Source organism: Kribbella sp. NBC_00482 (genome assembly GCF_036013725.1).
Lineage (GTDB): Bacteria > Actinomycetota > Actinomycetes > Propionibacteriales > Kribbellaceae > Kribbella.
In genome coordinates, this window is sequence record NZ_CP107881.1 from 738,483 (window position 1) to 753,897 (window position 15,415).

General features: G+C 68.9%; 18 protein-coding genes and 1 pseudogene. 9 read left to right on the top strand and 10 right to left on the bottom strand.

Annotated features, from left to right (window positions below):
* The 6 genes from OHB24_RS03700 to OHB24_RS03725 all read right to left on the bottom strand — a co-directional run bounded on the left by OHB24_RS03700 (position 1) and on the right by OHB24_RS03725 (position 4,780).
* Positions 1-618 (bottom strand): GNAT family N-acetyltransferase, encoded by a 618-nt coding sequence (locus OHB24_RS03700; protein ID WP_327637514.1) that lies wholly within the window; start codon positions 616-618, stop codon positions 1-3.
* On the bottom strand, positions 618-1,106 hold the full coding sequence (locus OHB24_RS03705; RefSeq protein ID WP_327637516.1) for a MogA/MoaB family molybdenum cofactor biosynthesis protein: 489 nt from the start codon (positions 1,104-1,106) through the stop codon (positions 618-620). The genes OHB24_RS03700 and OHB24_RS03705 overlap by 1 nt, the downstream gene beginning before the upstream one ends.
* Positions 1,103-1,618 (bottom strand): cyclic pyranopterin monophosphate synthase MoaC, encoded by a 516-nt coding sequence (gene moaC, locus OHB24_RS03710; protein ID WP_327637517.1) that lies wholly within the window; start codon positions 1,616-1,618, stop codon positions 1,103-1,105. The genes OHB24_RS03705 and moaC overlap by 4 nt, the downstream gene beginning before the upstream one ends.
* Positions 1,615-2,841: a molybdotransferase-like divisome protein Glp gene (glp, locus tag OHB24_RS03715; RefSeq protein WP_327637518.1), complete on the bottom strand. Its 1,227-nt coding sequence runs from the start codon at positions 2,839-2,841 to the stop codon at positions 1,615-1,617. Before glp ends, moaC begins: the two co-directional genes overlap by 4 nt.
* A gap of 77 nt (positions 2,842-2,918) precedes the next feature.
* A complete protein-coding gene (locus OHB24_RS03720) occupies positions 2,919-3,392 on the bottom strand; it encodes a GNAT family N-acetyltransferase (RefSeq protein WP_327637519.1) in 474 nt (157 codons plus the stop codon).
* Positions 3,393-3,394: 2 nt separating this feature from the next.
* A complete protein-coding gene (locus tag OHB24_RS03725; RefSeq protein WP_327637520.1) occupies positions 3,395-4,780 on the bottom strand; it encodes a UTP--glucose-1-phosphate uridylyltransferase in 1,386 nt (461 codons plus the stop codon).
* A 65-nt stretch (positions 4,781-4,845) separates the two neighbouring features.
* Between OHB24_RS03725 and OHB24_RS03730 the strand changes: the two genes are divergently transcribed.
* Together OHB24_RS03730 and OHB24_RS03735 are read left to right on the top strand one after the other, a co-directional pair.
* Entirely contained in the window at positions 4,846-5,406 is a 561-nt protein-coding gene (locus OHB24_RS03730) for a 5-formyltetrahydrofolate cyclo-ligase (RefSeq protein ID WP_327637521.1), read from the top strand.
* Positions 5,399-6,304, top strand: a complete 906-nt coding sequence (locus tag OHB24_RS03735) for a phosphotransferase (RefSeq protein WP_327637522.1) — start codon at positions 5,399-5,401, stop codon at positions 6,302-6,304. Before OHB24_RS03730 ends, OHB24_RS03735 begins: the two co-directional genes overlap by 8 nt.
* Here the strand turns inward: OHB24_RS03735 and OHB24_RS03740 are convergent.
* Positions 6,301-8,841 (bottom strand): penicillin acylase family protein, encoded by a 2,541-nt coding sequence (locus tag OHB24_RS03740; protein ID WP_327637523.1) that lies wholly within the window; start codon positions 8,839-8,841, stop codon positions 6,301-6,303. The two genes, OHB24_RS03735 and OHB24_RS03740, sit on opposite strands and share 4 nt — an antisense overlap.
* A 187-nt stretch (positions 8,842-9,028) precedes the next feature.
* Here OHB24_RS03740 and OHB24_RS03745 point away from each other — a divergent pair.
* From OHB24_RS03745 to mscL, 3 genes and pseudogenes are all read left to right on the top strand, one after another.
* Positions 9,029-9,307, top strand: a pseudogene (locus tag OHB24_RS03745) (FmdB family zinc ribbon protein); the annotation flags it as partial.
* A gap of 164 nt (positions 9,308-9,471) precedes the next feature.
* The gene (locus OHB24_RS03755; RefSeq protein ID WP_327637525.1) at positions 9,472-10,089 is read left to right on the top strand and encodes an SAF domain-containing protein; all 618 of its coding nucleotides are present in this window, start codon (positions 9,472-9,474) and stop codon (positions 10,087-10,089) included.
* A gap of 116 nt (positions 10,090-10,205) precedes the next feature.
* The gene (mscL, locus tag OHB24_RS03760; protein ID WP_327637526.1) at positions 10,206-10,595 is read left to right on the top strand and encodes a large conductance mechanosensitive channel protein MscL; all 390 of its coding nucleotides are present in this window, start codon (positions 10,206-10,208) and stop codon (positions 10,593-10,595) included.
* Positions 10,596-10,619: 24 nt separating this feature from the next.
* On the opposite strand, the gene OHB24_RS03765 is transcribed toward mscL, so the two are convergent.
* The 3 genes from OHB24_RS03765 to OHB24_RS03775 are packed head-to-tail and all read right to left on the bottom strand — an operon-like array spanning position 10,620 to position 11,924.
* On the bottom strand, positions 10,620-11,132 hold the full coding sequence (locus OHB24_RS03765) for a GNAT family N-acetyltransferase (RefSeq protein ID WP_327637527.1): 513 nt from the start codon (positions 11,130-11,132) through the stop codon (positions 10,620-10,622).
* 4 nt (positions 11,133-11,136) lie between these two features.
* Positions 11,137-11,787, bottom strand: a complete 651-nt coding sequence (locus tag OHB24_RS03770; protein WP_327637528.1) for a hypothetical protein — start codon at positions 11,785-11,787, stop codon at positions 11,137-11,139.
* A complete protein-coding gene (locus tag OHB24_RS03775; protein ID WP_327637530.1) occupies positions 11,784-11,924 on the bottom strand; it encodes a hypothetical protein in 141 nt (46 codons plus the stop codon). Before OHB24_RS03775 ends, OHB24_RS03770 begins: the two co-directional genes overlap by 4 nt.
* Positions 11,925-12,137: 213 nt before the next feature.
* On the opposite strand from OHB24_RS03775, the gene OHB24_RS03780 reads away from it, so the two are divergent.
* From OHB24_RS03780 to OHB24_RS03795, 4 genes are all read left to right on the top strand, one after another.
* A complete protein-coding gene (locus tag OHB24_RS03780) occupies positions 12,138-12,740 on the top strand; it encodes a hypothetical protein (RefSeq protein WP_327637531.1) in 603 nt (200 codons plus the stop codon).
* Between the two features lie 142 nt (positions 12,741-12,882).
* Complete coding sequence (locus tag OHB24_RS03785) at positions 12,883-14,187, top strand: alpha/beta hydrolase (protein WP_327637532.1); 1,305 nt, start codon at positions 12,883-12,885, stop codon at positions 14,185-14,187.
* A 92-nt stretch (positions 14,188-14,279) separates the two neighbouring features.
* Positions 14,280-14,792 (top strand): SigE family RNA polymerase sigma factor, encoded by a 513-nt coding sequence (locus OHB24_RS03790; protein ID WP_327637533.1) that lies wholly within the window; start codon positions 14,280-14,282, stop codon positions 14,790-14,792.
* Positions 14,789-15,400, top strand: coding sequence for an META domain-containing protein (locus tag OHB24_RS03795; RefSeq protein ID WP_327637534.1), 612 nt, complete (start codon positions 14,789-14,791; stop codon positions 15,398-15,400). Before OHB24_RS03790 ends, OHB24_RS03795 begins: the two co-directional genes overlap by 4 nt.
* Positions 15,401-15,415: the final 15 nt, after the last annotated feature.

A 15,415-nucleotide genomic window follows, 5' to 3' on the forward strand; every position in this document is an offset into this window, starting at 1 on the left:
TCAGGTTAATCGCGATACGAGACCGGGCCCGACCTCTTCGACATTGAGCGCGAAGATGCGGTGATCGCGCCAGTCGCCGTCGATGTGCAGGAACCGCGGCCGCTCGCCTTCGAACCGGAAGCCGAGCTTCTCGACGACGCGCAGACTTGCCTTGTTCTCGGGGCGGATCGCCACTTCGATCCTGTGCAGGCCAAGGGTGAACCAGCAGTGGTCGGCGGCCATCGCGACGGCCGTGGGCACGATGCCGCGACCCGCGTACTGCTCGTCGACCCAGTAGCCGAGGTTCGCCCAGCGCGCCGACCCGTAGGTGATTCCGGACACGGTGAGCTGTCCGACCAGGGGCCATTTCGCTCGTGCACCGGCGCCCGCCGCACCGCCGTACGTGATGACGAACGGCAGCATCCGCCCGTACCGCGCTTGCCGGTTCCAGTCGCGTGCCATCGCGCGGAACGTGCGCGCGCCGTCGTCCGCACCGGGCGGCTGGGTCGCGTCCCAGGGCCGCAGCCAGCTGACGTTCCGCTGGCGCGCGGCGGCCCACTCACTGCCGTCGCCGGCTCGCAACGGCCGTAGCCCGACCTGCCCGTGCTTCAGCTCCACAGGCCACTGCACGACCGCCATCAGTCGCCATCCGTCCGCACATGGTCCCCACCGTGCACTTGCTCGACCGCATGTCGCAGCAGTGGCTCCAGTACGGCGAGACCGTCCTTCACACCGCCCCGCGAACCAGGCAGGTTGACGATGACCGTCGTACCCGCGACACCGGCCAGCCCACGTGACAGAGCCGCCGTCGGTATGCCGTTCGCCACGCCGTAGGCCCGGATGGCTTCAGCAATCCCCGGCACGACCTTCGACAGCACAGCCGCTGTCTGCTCGGGTGTCTCGTCAGTCGGCGAGATCCCGGTACCACCTGTCGTCAGCACTACGTCGTACGACGCCTCGACCGCCGCACGTAGCGCCTCCCCGACCGGCGCACCGTCCGGGACCACCTGAGGTCCTGAGACGTCAAAGCCCCAAGATGCCAGCCGTTCCGCAATCAACGGACCTGTGGTGTCGGTATAGACCCCAGCGGCGGCGCGGTTGGAGACACTGACAACGAGAGCCTTCACGCCCGCTCCCAGTGCCCGGTCTTACCGCCTTCTTTCAGCTCCACCCGTACGTCGGTCAGCACCGCAGCCGGATCCAGCGCCTTCACCATGTCGATCACGGCCAGCCCGGCGACGGCGACCGCGGTCAACGCCTCCATCTCGACACCGGTCCGGTCGGTGGTCTTCACCTGCGCCTGGATCAGTACGGCGTCGTCCGCGACCTCAAGGTCGACCTTGGCCCCGGTGATCGCGATGGGGTGGCACAGCGGAACCAGGTCCGGTGTGCGCTTCGCGCCCATGATCCCGGCGATCCGGGCGACGCCGAGCGCGTCCCCCTTCGGTACACCGTCACCGCGCAGCGCCGCGACGACCTCGGCGGACACCATAACCTTGCCGCTGGCAACGGCTCGCCGGACCGTGGTGTCCTTCGCGGACACGTCGACCATCCGCGCGGCCCCGGCCTCGTCGACGTGGGTCAGCCCACCGGCTCCCGGCGTACCGGAACCGATGGTCGCGCCCGGGTCCTGCGTCATCCGGTCTCCTCATCCAGCAGCATCAGCTCGATCTGGTCGCCGGCGCGGACCGAGGTGACGTCCTCGGGCACGACGATCAGTGCGTTCGCCCGGCTCAACCCGCCGAGCAGGTGCGAGCCGTGCCCGCCGACTGTACTGGCCATCCAGCCCTCGTCGCCGGACGTGGCCGCAGCGCGGACGAACTGCCGCCGCCCCGCGGGCGAGCTGAACCCGTCGAGCGTCACGCCCGGCACCAGGGAACGCCGGTACGGCATCTGCCCCATCATCTTGCGCAGCGCCGGCCGCACGAAGACCTCGAACGAGATGTACGCCGAGACCGGGTTGCCGGGCAGCGTGAAGATCGGCACCTCGTCCTCGCCGATCACGCCGAACCCCTGCGGCTTGCCCGGCTGCATCGCGACCTGCGGGAAGTCCACCGTGCCGAGTTTGGACAGCTCTTCCTTCACGATGTCGTACGCGCCCATGCTCACGCCGCCGGTGGTGATGACCAGGTCGGCACGCACCAACTGGTCGGACAGCGTGTCCATGATCCGCTTGGGATCGTCGTCGACGATGCCGACGCGGTACGCCACCGCCCCGGCATCGCGCGCGCACGCCGCCAGGGTGTAGCTGTTCGAGTCGTAGATCTGCCCGTCGCCCAGCCGGCTCCCCGGCTCCCGCAGCTCGGCCCCGGTCGAGATCACCACGACCCGTGGTCGCGGACGTGCCTTCACCCGGGACCGCCCGACCGCGGCGAGTACGGCGATCTGCCGCGGACCGAGGACCGTGTCGCTGTCGAGCACCTGCGTCCCGGCGGTCACGTCCTCGCCCGCACGCCGGACCGAGGCACCAAGCTGCGGCTGCTGCGTGATCCGCACGGTGACCGTCCCGCCGTCGGTCCACTCGACCGGCACGACACTGTCCGCCCCACGCGGCATCGGCGCACCGGTCATGATCCGCACACAGGTCCCGGGGGTCACCACGATCGGCTCGCTGCGCCCGGCCCGGAACTCGCCGACCACCGGCAGGCTGATCGGGTTCTCGTCCGAGGCCCCGCCCAGGTCGCCCGCCTGAACGGCGTACCCGTCCATGGCGGAGTTGTCGAACCCCGGCAGGCTCACCCCCGAGACGATGTCCTCACAGAGCACCAACCCGACCGCGTCCATCAACGGCTGGTCGAACGCCGGCAGGGCCGCCACCCGTCCGAGTACGACCTCTAGATGCTCATCCACACTCCGTCTCACGAGCTCGACCCTAATCCACGGCTCGCACGTTTCGACGCCAAGTTCCGGACGGGTGCGCGAAGAAGTCCGGTTGGGTTCTAGGTGGGGTCCGATTCCGGGTGGTCGCCCCAGACCATGCGGACGTCCGGGGCGCGTTCCTCGTTCGCCGAGCCGTCGGTACGGCGTACCTCAAGGAAGTCGTGCCGCCGGTAGAAGTCCTGCGCGCGCGTGTTGGTCTGGAAGGTCCACAACGCCAGACCGCCGGGGCGAAGATCCTTGGCGAGGTCGACGAGGGCGGAGCCGATGCCCCGGCCCGCCGCGTCCGGGGCGACGTACAGCTGGTCGAGGTCGTCACCGTCGAGGGTGAGGACCGCGACGATCCGGCCGTCGTCGAGGGCGACCCAGGTCTGCGCGTCCGGCAGCAGTACGTCGGCGAACCATGCGGCGACCTGCTCCGCGGTGTGGATCGCGGACGGCAGCTGGGAGTCCTCCGTGTGCCGCGAGCGCCACCAGACCGCAGCGGCCTCGTCGGTGTCGTAGGGCTCCAGCGGCCGGACGAGCAGGTCGCCCACGCTCAACGCAGCTCGGTCCCGTCGGGAATCACCCGGCGCTCACCGTCGGGCGCCGTCACCTCGACGTCCCCGACCACCACCACATCCTTGCCGAAGGCAACGTCACCGCGCACCTCCAGCCGGTCGGCGCCGACCAGGGACGGTGACCCGGCGGGGAACCGGGCGTCGAAGTCGGCGAGGATCTTGTAGTACTCGGGGTCCAGGTCGACGTACGGCTCGTCGCCCTCGTGGGTCGTGGTCAGGTCGCCGGTCTCGTCGAGCTCGTACACGTCCGAGCGCAGCACCAGCAGGTCGTTCGTCGTCTTCACCGGCTTGAACCGGCTGCGGTCCACGATCACCGCCTGCGATCCGTCGAAGGTCTCGATCGCGGTCCCCATCCCGGTCTCCAGTTGGATCACCTTCGGCGAGGACGGGTCGGCCGGGTCGACGGTCTTGCGGTTCACGAGGATCGGCAGCCCGAGGATCCCGTCGTGCCCGTCCATCAGCTCGGCGAGCCGGTCCAGGTCGATCCACAGGTTGTTCGTGTTGAACATCCGGTGCCGGGTGACGTCCTGGAAGTACTGCGTGTCCTCGTCGGCCACCTGCGCGCTGTCGCGCAGGATCAGCCGCCCGTCGGACTTCCGCACCGCGACGTGCCCGCCCTTGCGGTCGGACCGCGTCCGCCGGCAGACCTCCATCCCGAACGGTACGTCGTGCTCGGCCATCCAGGCCGCGATCCGCGGGTCCGGGGTGGCGCCGAGGTTGTCCGCGTTCGAGATGAACGCGTGCCGGAAACCGTGGTCCCGCAGCGCGTCGAGGGTGCCCGAGGCAACCAGCGCGGTGAACAGGTCGCCGTGCCCGGGCGGGCACCAGGCGAGCTCCGGGTCCGGCTCCCACTCGGCCGGCGTCAGGTCGTCGGCGAGCAGCTTCGGCTCCATGTTCTGCAGGAAGTCGAGCGGCAGGCCGTCCACCGCGAGTCCGTCGTACTCGCTGAGGATCTGCAGCGACTCGGTCCTGGTGCGGAACGAGTTCATCAGCACCAGCGGCAGCGGTACGTCGTACGCACGCCGGGTGCTCAGGATCTGGCGGGCGATGATGTCGAGGAAGCTCAGCCCGTCCTTGACCGGCAGCGCGGACTTCGGGCCGGTGACGCCCATCGACGTACCGAGGCCGCCGTTGAGCTTGATGACCACCGTCTCGGCCAGCGCCGCGCGGAGCGCCTCCGGGTCGGTGTCCAGGTGGTCCAGGTGCGGCAGGTCGCCCACCGGCTCGATGTCGTCCTCGCGGATCTTGCCCTGCTGTCCGGACTCGAGCATCCGGTAGTAGTGCGTGAAGACACGTATCGCGACGTCGGCAGCACCGGCCGCACGCATCTTCTCCTGCGCTTGTCTGAGACCCACCTCACCCATGCACCAACCCTAGGGGACGGCAGGTAATCCCAGTGTTGCGCGCGTCACGCTCATACGATCAGAACGTGTTCCAGACGAAGGCCGCGGCGCGGCAGCACTTCCTGGAGGCGCGCAGGCTCCGCCCGCGCGCGGAGGGACTGCTGGCGAGCGCCCAACAGGTGCTGCCCCAGGTGTACCGAGTCGCTCTCTACGTGTCCATGGGACCTGAGCCGCAGACCGGTGCGCTGATCGACTGGCTGCTCGCGACGAACCGGGAGGTGCTGTTGCCGATCCTGTACGCCGACAACGACCTCGGCTGGGGTGTTGCGCCCGGTGCAGCGGACCTGGTGCCCGGTCGGCTCGGCCTGTCCGAACCGCCGACCGACCTGGGCTCCGACGCGATCGCTACCGCCGATCTGGTCATCTGCCCGGCCGTAGCGGTTGCCCCTGACGGTGTGCGCCTCGGCCGCGGCGGCGGCTCGTACGACCGTGCGCTCGCCCGCGTCCGACCCGGTACGCCGGTCTGGGCAGCCGTGTACGACACGGAGGTCGTCGACGCCCTACCGTCCGACCCCCACGACAGGCCGGTGGACGCCGCGCTGACACCAAATCGCTTGATCCCACTGCGAGGATCAGGGGATGACTGAGACCGCGGTCCAAGCCGCAGCCACAGCCGCACGCACTCTCGGCCTCACGGTCACCGACGCGACTGTCCTCTACGAGGCGTTCTCCACGGTCGTGCACCTGCTGCCGTCACCAGTGGTCGCACGGGTACCGATGAACCTCCCAGGCGGCCTACAGGAACCAGAGCCCGCCGTACGTCGCCAGCAGCGCGAGCTGGACGTGGTGGCCTGGCTGGCGGGACAGGGGTTCCCCGTGGTGCCGCCGAGTCCGCTGGTGCCGCTGGAGCCGAAGGAGCAGGACGGACTGTCCATGACCTTCTGGACGTACGTCGAGGTGGACAAGGCTGCTGAACCGGACTATGCCGGGGCAACCGCCCGCGTGGCCGATCTGCACGCCCAGCTTGCGAAGTACCCGGGAGAGCTGCCCTGGATGACTCCCCTGCGGCTGATCGGCCCGGGCCTGGCGGCGGCCGAGGCGGTGCCGGGTCTGCTCGAGCAGGAAGACGTGGACCGGGCGAGAGCCGAGTGGAAGGTGCTGGAACCGATCCTGACCAGCAGGGCCGGGTTCGAGGCGGCCTTCCCGTCCGCAACCGTGCAGCCGCTCCACGGCGACGCACCGTCGTGGAACCTGATCACCACCGTCGACGGACCGCTCTGGGCCGACTTCGAGGACGTGACCATCGGCCCACTGGAGTGGGACCTCGCAGGCTTCGGCCCTGACCTGTGCCATGCCTACGACGAGGGCGCACGCTCCCGTGGTCTCCCGACGCTGGACCCGCAGGTCCAGCAGGTGATGGACCTGGCGCGCGCACTGCAGGTCCTGGTGTGCACTCCCCTGGTCCCACAGTTCCCAGCCCTGGCCGACGGCATCCGCATGTTCGCCGCCCAGTGGCGCGACATGCCGTTCGCAGGCGGCCGTTAGCGGTCCGGCTTGGTGAAGGTCAGGGAGTGCTTGCGGGTCGCCTCCACAGCGCCCTTGGTGTAGGCCCACTGGAGGGTTTCGCCCTTGACCCAGAGCTCGGTCTGGTCGGTGTAGTTCGACGAGAACGCGTGTCCGGACACACCGGTCAGGTTGACCCAGCGGGACTTGTCGAAGTCCGACAGGTCCACGACCATCCGCATCGACGGCGTCGCGGTCACGTCGTACCCCTCGGCGGCGTCCCAGCCGGTGGCGTCGACGATCGACGTACCGCCGCCCAGCTCGTACGGGCCGCGGTTGAAGATCTTCTCGACCGCTCCGATCCCGGACTTGCCCAGGGTCTGGTTGGTCAGCGTCAACCTGTGCAGCCGGCCCCACTCCCAGTTGGACGGCTCCCGCGCCATCTTCTGGGTGATCTCGGTCCGCGCGTTGATCAGGGCCTCGCGGAGGATGTCGTCGCGGCTCTCCCGCTGCGGCGTCCCCATGTTGTCCCACCAGCCGCTGTTCTGCTGCCCGATGAGCGTGTGGATCACCTCGAACCAGCGTGAGCCGCCGTCCGGCCACGTGCCTTCGGGGAGCTGGTCGTGGAAGGTCAGCGCGAGCAGGTTCCGCCAGACCACGTTGAAGTACGCCGCGGCTGCCGAGTCCGGCGGCTGGGTGAAGTCCCAGTTCCGCAGGATGTCCTGGCCCTGCTTGTCGAACGTGTCGTCGATGCTGATCCGGAGCAGGTACGGCACCAGCATCTCGGCCGCCTTGCTCTTGGTGTCCAGCTGGATCGACGCCATCGCGTTCGCGTCCAGCTTCCCCGCCTGCTTGATCCGGTCGAGGATCTGCTGCGAGCGGTAGCCGTAGTCCCAGGAGTTGGTCAGGTAGTACGGGTACGTGTTCGGCACGACTGCCTGGTTAGCGGTGACGATGACGCCGTCCGGTGGATCGAACTCGGTCGGCAACGCGTCGAAGGGGACGTACCCCTTCCAGGCGTACTTCGGATCCCAGCCCGGAACCGGCCAGTCACCGCGGCCGGTGGTGCGGATCGGGATCAGTCCGGGCGCCTGGTAGCCGATGTGGCCATCGGTGTCGGCGTACACCAGGTTCTGCGAGGGCACCTGGAACTGCTGCGCGGCGGCGCGGAACTCGGTCCAGTTCTGCGCGGTGTTGATCGCGAACAGCGCGTCGGCGGTCCGGCCCGGGTTCAGTGCGGTCCACTGCAGCGCGACGCCGTACGCCGTCGGGTACTTCGCCTGCGCCGCCGCCGACTCGCCCAGCTTGCGCTCGTCGTCACCGACATCGGAGATGAGCGGACCGTGCCGGGTCTCGCGGACGGTGATCTTCACCGGCTCGTCCTGGCCGGCCACCTTGAACGTCTCCTCGCGGGTGGCCATCGCGCGCCACTTGTTGTTGTAGAGGACGTTGTTGCCCTCGATCCGCTCCAGGTACAGGTCCTGGACGTCCGGGTCGAGGTTGGTGAAGCCCCAGGAGATCGCGTTGTTGTGGCCGATCACCACACCGGGCAGGCCGGAGAAGCTGAAGCCGGAGACGTCGAACGGGCACGACTTGCCGACGTTGTTGCAGTGCAGGCCCACCTGCGTCCAGATGCCCGGCATGGTCGCGCCGAGGTGCGGGTCGTTGGCCAGCAGCGGCTTGCCGGTGGTGGTGTGGTCACCGGAGACCACCCAGGAGTTCGATCCGACGCCGTCGCCCTGGCCGAGCAGCTCAGGCAGGCCCTTGGCGACCTTCTGCACCGAGTCCAGCGACTTGAGCAGGTCCTGGGTGAGCATGCCGCGCCGGACCTCGTTGCTGACCGGAGCGGTGGTGAACTTGCCGTCCTTGCCGATCGAGCCGGCGGACAGGATCGGCTGGTTCCGGTCGTACGGGTACTGCGGGTAGAGGCTCTCGACGTTGCGCGCCGGCATCGCGGCCAGCAGCTTCGTCCGAGTGACCTCCTCGTCCATGTTGCCGCCCAGGTCCCACGCCATCGCCTTCAGCCACGACAACGAGTCGGCCGCGGTCCACGGCTCCGGCGTGTAGTTCTTCGGCCCGCCGGGCTGGAGGGACAGGACGCCGTACTCGAGGCTGAGGCCGGAGCCGCTGTGCGTGGAGAGGTACGCGTTGACGCCACGCGCGTAGTCGTCGAGGTACTGCCGGGTGGTCGGGCTGAGCAGCGGCAGCTCCTTCTCCGCCACCCGCCGCCAGCCCAGGGTCCGGACGAACTTGTCGGTCTCGAGCGCGGTCTCGCCGAACAGCTCGCTCAACCGGCCGGACGTCACGTGCCGGCGGAAGTCCATCTCGAAGAACCGGTCCTGCGCGTGCACGTAGCCCTGCGCCGCGAACAGGTCGGCCGGGGTGTCGGCGTAGATCTGCGGGATCCCGTTGGCGTCCCGGACCACGCTGACCTCGCCGTCCAGGCCGTTCAGCTCGATGGTTCCGTCGTACGTCGGGAACGAGTGGCGGACGACGAAGACGACGGTACCGGCGATCACCAGGAGGACCGTGGCGAGGGCGATTCCGCTGATGACGACGACTCGAAGCAGGCGTGGCACGGACCAACCGTAGAGAATCCCCCCGCCCACCCCAAATGGGGTCCCTCACAACTTTGCGTTGCTCTGCGTGGGCTGGACAGGGACGCAGAGTTGAGGTAGGCGAGGGCGGGTTTGGAATACTTCGGTCGGCTGGCGCATTATTAGCAGTCGGGTAGTAGGAGTGCCAGCGGCTTGAAGGGAACCGACCGTGCCGACGTACCAGTACCAGTGCACCGACTGTGGCGAGGCGCTAGAGGTGCGCCAGAGCTTCACGGACGATGCTCTGACCGTGTGCCCGAACTGCCAGGGGAACCTGCGCAAGGTCTTCAACGCCGTGGGCGTCGTGTTCAAGGGTTCCGGTTTCTACCGGAACGACAGCCGGTCGACCGGCAAGAGCTCGGTGCCGGCGAAGTCCGAGGCGTCGTCCTCTTCGTCCGGGTCGTCCTCGTCCAACGGCTCCAACGGCTCCTCCGGGTCGTCGGGTTCGTCGTCCAACGGCTCGTCCGGGTCGTCCGGGTCGTCCGGTTCGTCGTCTTCGGGTTCCTCGTCCTCGGGTTCGAGCAGCTCCTCCTCGGGCACCAGCGCGGCCTGACCGCGCACCCTGTGGATAACTGAAGGGCGCCCGCCGGCGAAACTCGTATCTTCTCCGGCATGAAAATCCCTTCCCTGCTTCGTGACCTGCTCCGTGCCGCCCGGTGGCACCGTCGGCTGCTCGCCGGCGTCGCCGCTGCGGCCGCCGTGTACTTCGGACTTCTCGCCCTCTCCCCCGCACCGCCGCCGACGGTCGCGGTGCTGGCCGCGGCTCGTGACCTCACCGGCGGTGTCGCGCCGACGGCCGACGACCTGCGGACCGTCGACCTGCCACCCGGATCTGTGCCCGCGGGTGCGCTCAGACCAGGCAGCGAACTGACGACCCGCGTGCTCAGCGGACCGGTCAGAGCCGGCGAACCACTCACCGACGCCAGATTCCTGGCACCACCCGCCGTGCCGCCCGGCTCACTCGCCTACCCGTTCCGCGTCGACGACGCCGACATCACCGCCCTCCTGCGCGTCGGCGACCGCATCAATCTGTACGCCGCCGACAGCACGACCGCCGGCGCCGCGAGCCAACTCGCCCGCGCCGTGCCCGTGGTCGCCCTGCCGACGCCCCGATCGACCACGTCCGGCGCGCTGATCGTGGTCGCGACCACACCGGAAGTCGCCACCCGATTGGCGCAGGCCAGCTCGAATTCACGCATCACCGTGGCCCTGACACCGGACACGAGCTGATCACTCTTCGGAATTGTGTCGGCACGATGTGTCGCGTTCCGGCGCGGTCCCTCGCTCTGGCGGAGGTGCAGCCCTACGTTGTCCGGGTACAACCACCCGCTTCGTGGAGGCACCACATGCTCAAGGGCTTCAAGGAATTCATCATGCGCGGCAACGTCGTCGACCTCGCGGTCGCCGTCGTCATCGGCGCAGCGTTCACCAAGATCATCGGCGCGGTCGTCGACGGGCTGATCAACCCGGTGATCGCCGCGATCTTCGGCAAGGCGGACCTCACCGGAGTCGCGAACTTCAAGATCAACGGCGCCCAGTTCTCGATCGGCCTGATCCTGGACGCGGCGTTGAGCTTCCTGTTCGTCGCCGCGGCCGTCTACTTCTTCATCGTGATGCCGCTGAACAAGCTGGCCGAGCGCCGCAAGCGCGGACAGGAGCCGGAGCCGGACCCGCTGACCACCGACCAGGAGCTGCTGACCGAGATCCGGGACCTGCTGCGCACCCGCCAGTCGTAAGCCTCAGCAGGTGGGCGCAAAACCTCAGCCCCTGAGCTCGCCGGCGCCCACCTGCTCACCGGCATAACGCATCCAGCGGTACGGGACCGGCTGGCCGTCGTTCCACTCCTCCATCAAGGCGGCGGGGACGTCGACGAAGCCACTGCCGTGGTAGGCCCGGATCGCCGGCGCGTTCTCCGGACGGACCCGCACGAACACCTCCGAGTACCCGGCGTCCAGGGCCGGTCCGAGCAGGGCCCGCACGAGTTCACCACCGATCCCACGACCACGGACCTTCGGGTCCACGATGATCCGGGCGAGTTCGACCTCGTCCTCCTCGTCGTCGAGCCAGACCTCGCCGTACCCGACCGGCCGATCGCCGTCGAACAGCAGATACGGGTGGATGTCCGAGTCAGCCTCCCGCCAACTCGTCCGCAATTCATCCGGGAACGGGTAGACCACCCGCCCGGACAGCAACGCCACTTCCTTCGCGTTCGCGGCCCAGTCCGCGACCTGCACGCCATACCCGGCGTCGAACCCCCGAAGCTCCACGCTCATCCCCTCAGTTGACGAACTCCACGATCGTTCGCAGCAGCTGATCCAGGTACGGCGGGTCGTTGTTCGTACGGAAGGCGGGCGTCGGCGGTTCGGGACACCCGGCCAGCTCGCGACTCCCCCGGATCGACCGCAGCAAGGCGTCGACCGTCTTCCGCTGATGCGACGGATTCTCCGGTACCGAAGGCAGGACCGCCACTCGAATTCGTGTCAGCGCAGCCAGCTCTGCATCCGAGACGCCGCGCAGGATGCCGCCCGCGAGCAGTTCGTCCGCGGCCGCCGGCGGGCACCCGCGATTCACCATCCCGGCGTGCGCACGCTCGTTCGCGGCGGCGTCGTCGCCGGTCGCGGGCCAGGCGAGAAGGAGGCGATCGACCAGCTCGGGAAATCTCAGCGCCAGCAGGACCGCGACGGTACATCCATTGGAGGCCCCAACGATTCTTACCGGTCCGGAACGTTTTGCCAGGTGTTCACCCAGCGCCGCGACCTCGATCTCCCACGCGGTGGCCCGCGGCGGCCGGTCCGGCGCCAGCACCTCTATACCTTCCGGCGCGAGCGCCGCGGACAGGCCGTCGGTGATTCCCGGCGTACCCCAGAACGCTTCGCTGTCCGTGGCGTCCCAGAGGCCGCCGTGGACGAGGAACACCGATGCGGTCATCCGTGGTGCGGGGGGACCTCGTTGAGAATGCGCTCGTCGTCGTCGCTGCCGAAGTCGCTGTCACCCCAGGTCCGCGGGTCGTCGTCGCGAGTCTGCTCCGGCAACAGCGGCTCGTCCTCTTCGTACGGGCTCGTCATGCCTCCAGGTTACCGAGTCACCGGAGCTCTCCGGGAGTGCTGCGCGCTGACCTGGAGGTAGGTGACCAGTGCGCGCACGTTACAGCTGTGCCACGGTTGGGGTTCGATCCCGCGGCGTGACCGGAAAGACGCGCCGCCGTGATGTTCCGGCACGCGCGGTGTGACCCCGTTCCACCATCATGGTGGACCTTGCCAACCCGGAAGGACCGAGTCGTGAGTGCACAACGGACACGGGGCCTGATCGGTGCGACGCTCGTCGTGGCTGTACTCGGAGTTGCCGCCGCCTGCGGCACCGAGGACGCCTCGTCCCCGCCCGCCGCCCAGCCCACCCAAACGGTGACCAGCACGCCGCCCACCCCGTCAGCCAGCCCGAGCGGTACGCCGAGCACGGACTGCCCCGAGACGATCACAGCTGTCCGCACTGCCACCGACAAGGCGGTGTGGGGCCAGGGCGCGGCCACCTCGAAGTTCAACCCCGTCAGCGTGACGATCTGCCAGTACGACGCACAGGCGACCGGGCAGAACTACGCGACGATCACCACCAAGCGCATGGGCAAGCAGGCGACCGACCTGTTCGCCCTGGTCAACGCGGCGAAACCCGTCGCGAAGGAGCCGAGCATGTGCACCAAGGAGCTCGGCCCCACCTACGTGCTGCGGTTCACCGACAACGACCGCGGCGTACTGTCCTTCACCGCTGAATCCTTCGGCTGCCACCGTCTGGTGGCGACCTCGCTGGAAGGTCAGGGCAAGCCCGGCACCCTGCCGGCGCCGCGCCAGGTGACCGCCGAGCTGACGAAGTCGCTCGGCCTGCGCTGACCCTGCGCCGGACGCGCACCCCGAAGCCGTCCGAAGTGGGGTCTACCCGCGCCTGCCTTGCGGGTCCCTTTCGAGGTCGACCCGCGAGGCAGGTTGCGGTGGCTGCCGCGTGTGCCGCACCCTCGCACTGAGGGAGGGGCGCATGCGAACGATCCGGCTGCTGTGCGCGCTCGCCCTCGCCTGCACCGCTTGCTCGGCTCCGGCAGCGGAGAACACACTCTGTACGGCGGGCTTCACCTGCACGACGCTGCACGTTCCGCTCGATCGGGAACGCCAGGACGGCCCGTCGCTCGACCTCGCCGTCATCGCCGCCGACAACGTCGACGCGCCCCGCGGCGTCCTCCTGCTGCTCACCGGCGGCCCGGGTCAGCCCGGCGTACCGCTCCTGTTCAACCTGCAGCGCAACGTGCACCCTGACGTGCTGCGCGAGTACCGACTCGTCATGTTCGACCAGCGCGGCACCGGGCCTGACGGCATCGATTGCCCTTCTCTGCAAGAGACTGTGGGCGGTTCGGACTTCCTGACCCCACCGGCCACGGCTGTGGACGAGTGCGCCCAGCAGATCGGCTCCGGGGTCGGGTACTACGGAACGCCTGACACCGTCGACGACATCGAGCAGCTGCGCCAGTACCTCAAGGTGGATCGGCTCACGATCGACGGGACGTCGTACGGCAGCTTCACGGCAGCGCAGTACGGGCTGAAGTACCCCGGCCACGTGCAGGCGCTCGTGCTGGACTCCGTCGTACCGCACAAGGGATTCGACCCGATGGGTGTGGATCTGATGGCCGCAAGCGCTGGCGTGCTCAAGGCCGCCTGCGGCCAGGATCCCGCGTGCAAGACGGATCCGGTTGCGGACCTGGCGTGGTTAGTGCAGCACGGCGTCAGCGGCACCGACCTGATGGAGACGTTGGCGGTCGCGAGCCTCAACTCGGTCAACCCGTCCCTCAAGGGAATCCCAGCCATCCTGCACTCCGCACGCAGCGGCGACGACACCGCTCTGAAGGAGATGTTCCAGCGGACCACCAGCAAGGGCCTGCCCTACGACACGCTGTCCGCGGGCCTGCACATGGCCACCCTCTGTTCGGACCTCCGCTTCCCGTGGTCCGGCAAGCCCGACCGCAAGACCGCCCTCGACGACGCGGTACGCCGTCTGGACCCGAAGCAGCTGTACCCGTACGACGTGGCGACGGCACGCGACCAACTGATGATCCAGGGCTGCCTCCGCTGGCCGGCTGACCGCGTGTCGACGTACCCGGCCGAGCAGGAGTTGACGCCGCGCACACTGATCCTGCACGGGAGCAACGACCTGTTCTGCCCGCTCGACTGGGCGAGGTGGGAGAAGGCGCACGCCCGGGACGCCGAGCTGGTCGTCGTACCGGGAAGCGGTCACAGCGTGCAGCGGGACCCACGCGGGAAGGCTGCGGTGCGGGAGTTCCTGCTGGGCTAGAGATCGAACTGTGTGCGAACGGTTGCAGCATGTGGGCGGCTCGATGCGTCTAATAGGTGTGAGGAGTTGTACGCCCAGCCAGGGAGTGGCGAGTGGAGTTCGAGGAGTACGTGTCCGCCCGTGGACAGGAACTGGTGCGGCTCGGGTTCACGGTCTCCGGCGACTACCAGCGTGCGGAGGACCTGGCGCAGATCGCGCTGATGCAGGCGTTCCGCTCCTGGCGGAAGGTGCGGAACGCGGACGATCCGCATCACTACGTCCGGCGGATCCTGGTGAACGAGTACCTGTCGATGACGCGCCGGCGATCGTTCACCGAGGCGCCGACGGCCGACCTCGAACCGCAGCGCACCGTGCCCGACCACGCCACGCACGTCGCCAACTCCGACGACTTGTGGCGCGCGCTGGCGACGCTGTCCGCCCGGGAACGGGTCGTTCTGGTCCTGCGCTACTACCAGGACCTGGACGACCAGACGATCGCCGACGTGCTCGGCATCAAACCGTCCTCCGTGCGGGCGACCGCGAGCCGTGCGCTCGCGTCGCTCCGGCGGCGGCCGGCCTATTCAGGGGCCGGCGATTCCAACCGTGTCGATGAGAGGTTGTCGTGAGCAACACCGATCTCGAGGATGACCTGCGAGGTACCTTCGAACGCGCCGCGGCCTCGGTGCCGCAGGCCGTGGATCTGACCGAGCGCGCCACCACGGGCGCCCGTCGCGCGCAGCGGCGTACCTGGATCGTCTCCGGCGCTGCCGCCGTCGCGGTGGCCGCGATCGCGGTCGCCGGGTTCGGGCTGGCCGGGTCGCGGAACCAGCCGACGCAACCGCCGGTCGCCACCGGGCAGGCACCGGCCTCGGCCTCGGCATCGGTGACGCCAGAGGTGGCCTCGGCCCAGACCGTGGCCGGCACCTGGCAGCCGGTGCAGATTTACGGCACCAAGTCGCTCAAGGCCGCCCGCCCGGACAACCCGGTGCTGGTGTTCAAGGCGGACGGGACGTGGACGGGCTCGGACGGTTGCAACGGGTTGCAGGGGACGTACAGCATCGGTCAGCGTGGTGCGTTCAGCGCGACTTCCGGTCCGCAGCACCTGGTCGGCTGCGAGAACGTGCCGCACACCGGCGTACTGCACGCCGCCAAGCGGATCACGATCAGCGACGACACGCTGCAGTTCTTCGGCGCCGACGGGCGTCAACTTGCGAGTTACGCTCGCGCACGGTAGTCAATTCTGTTCGCG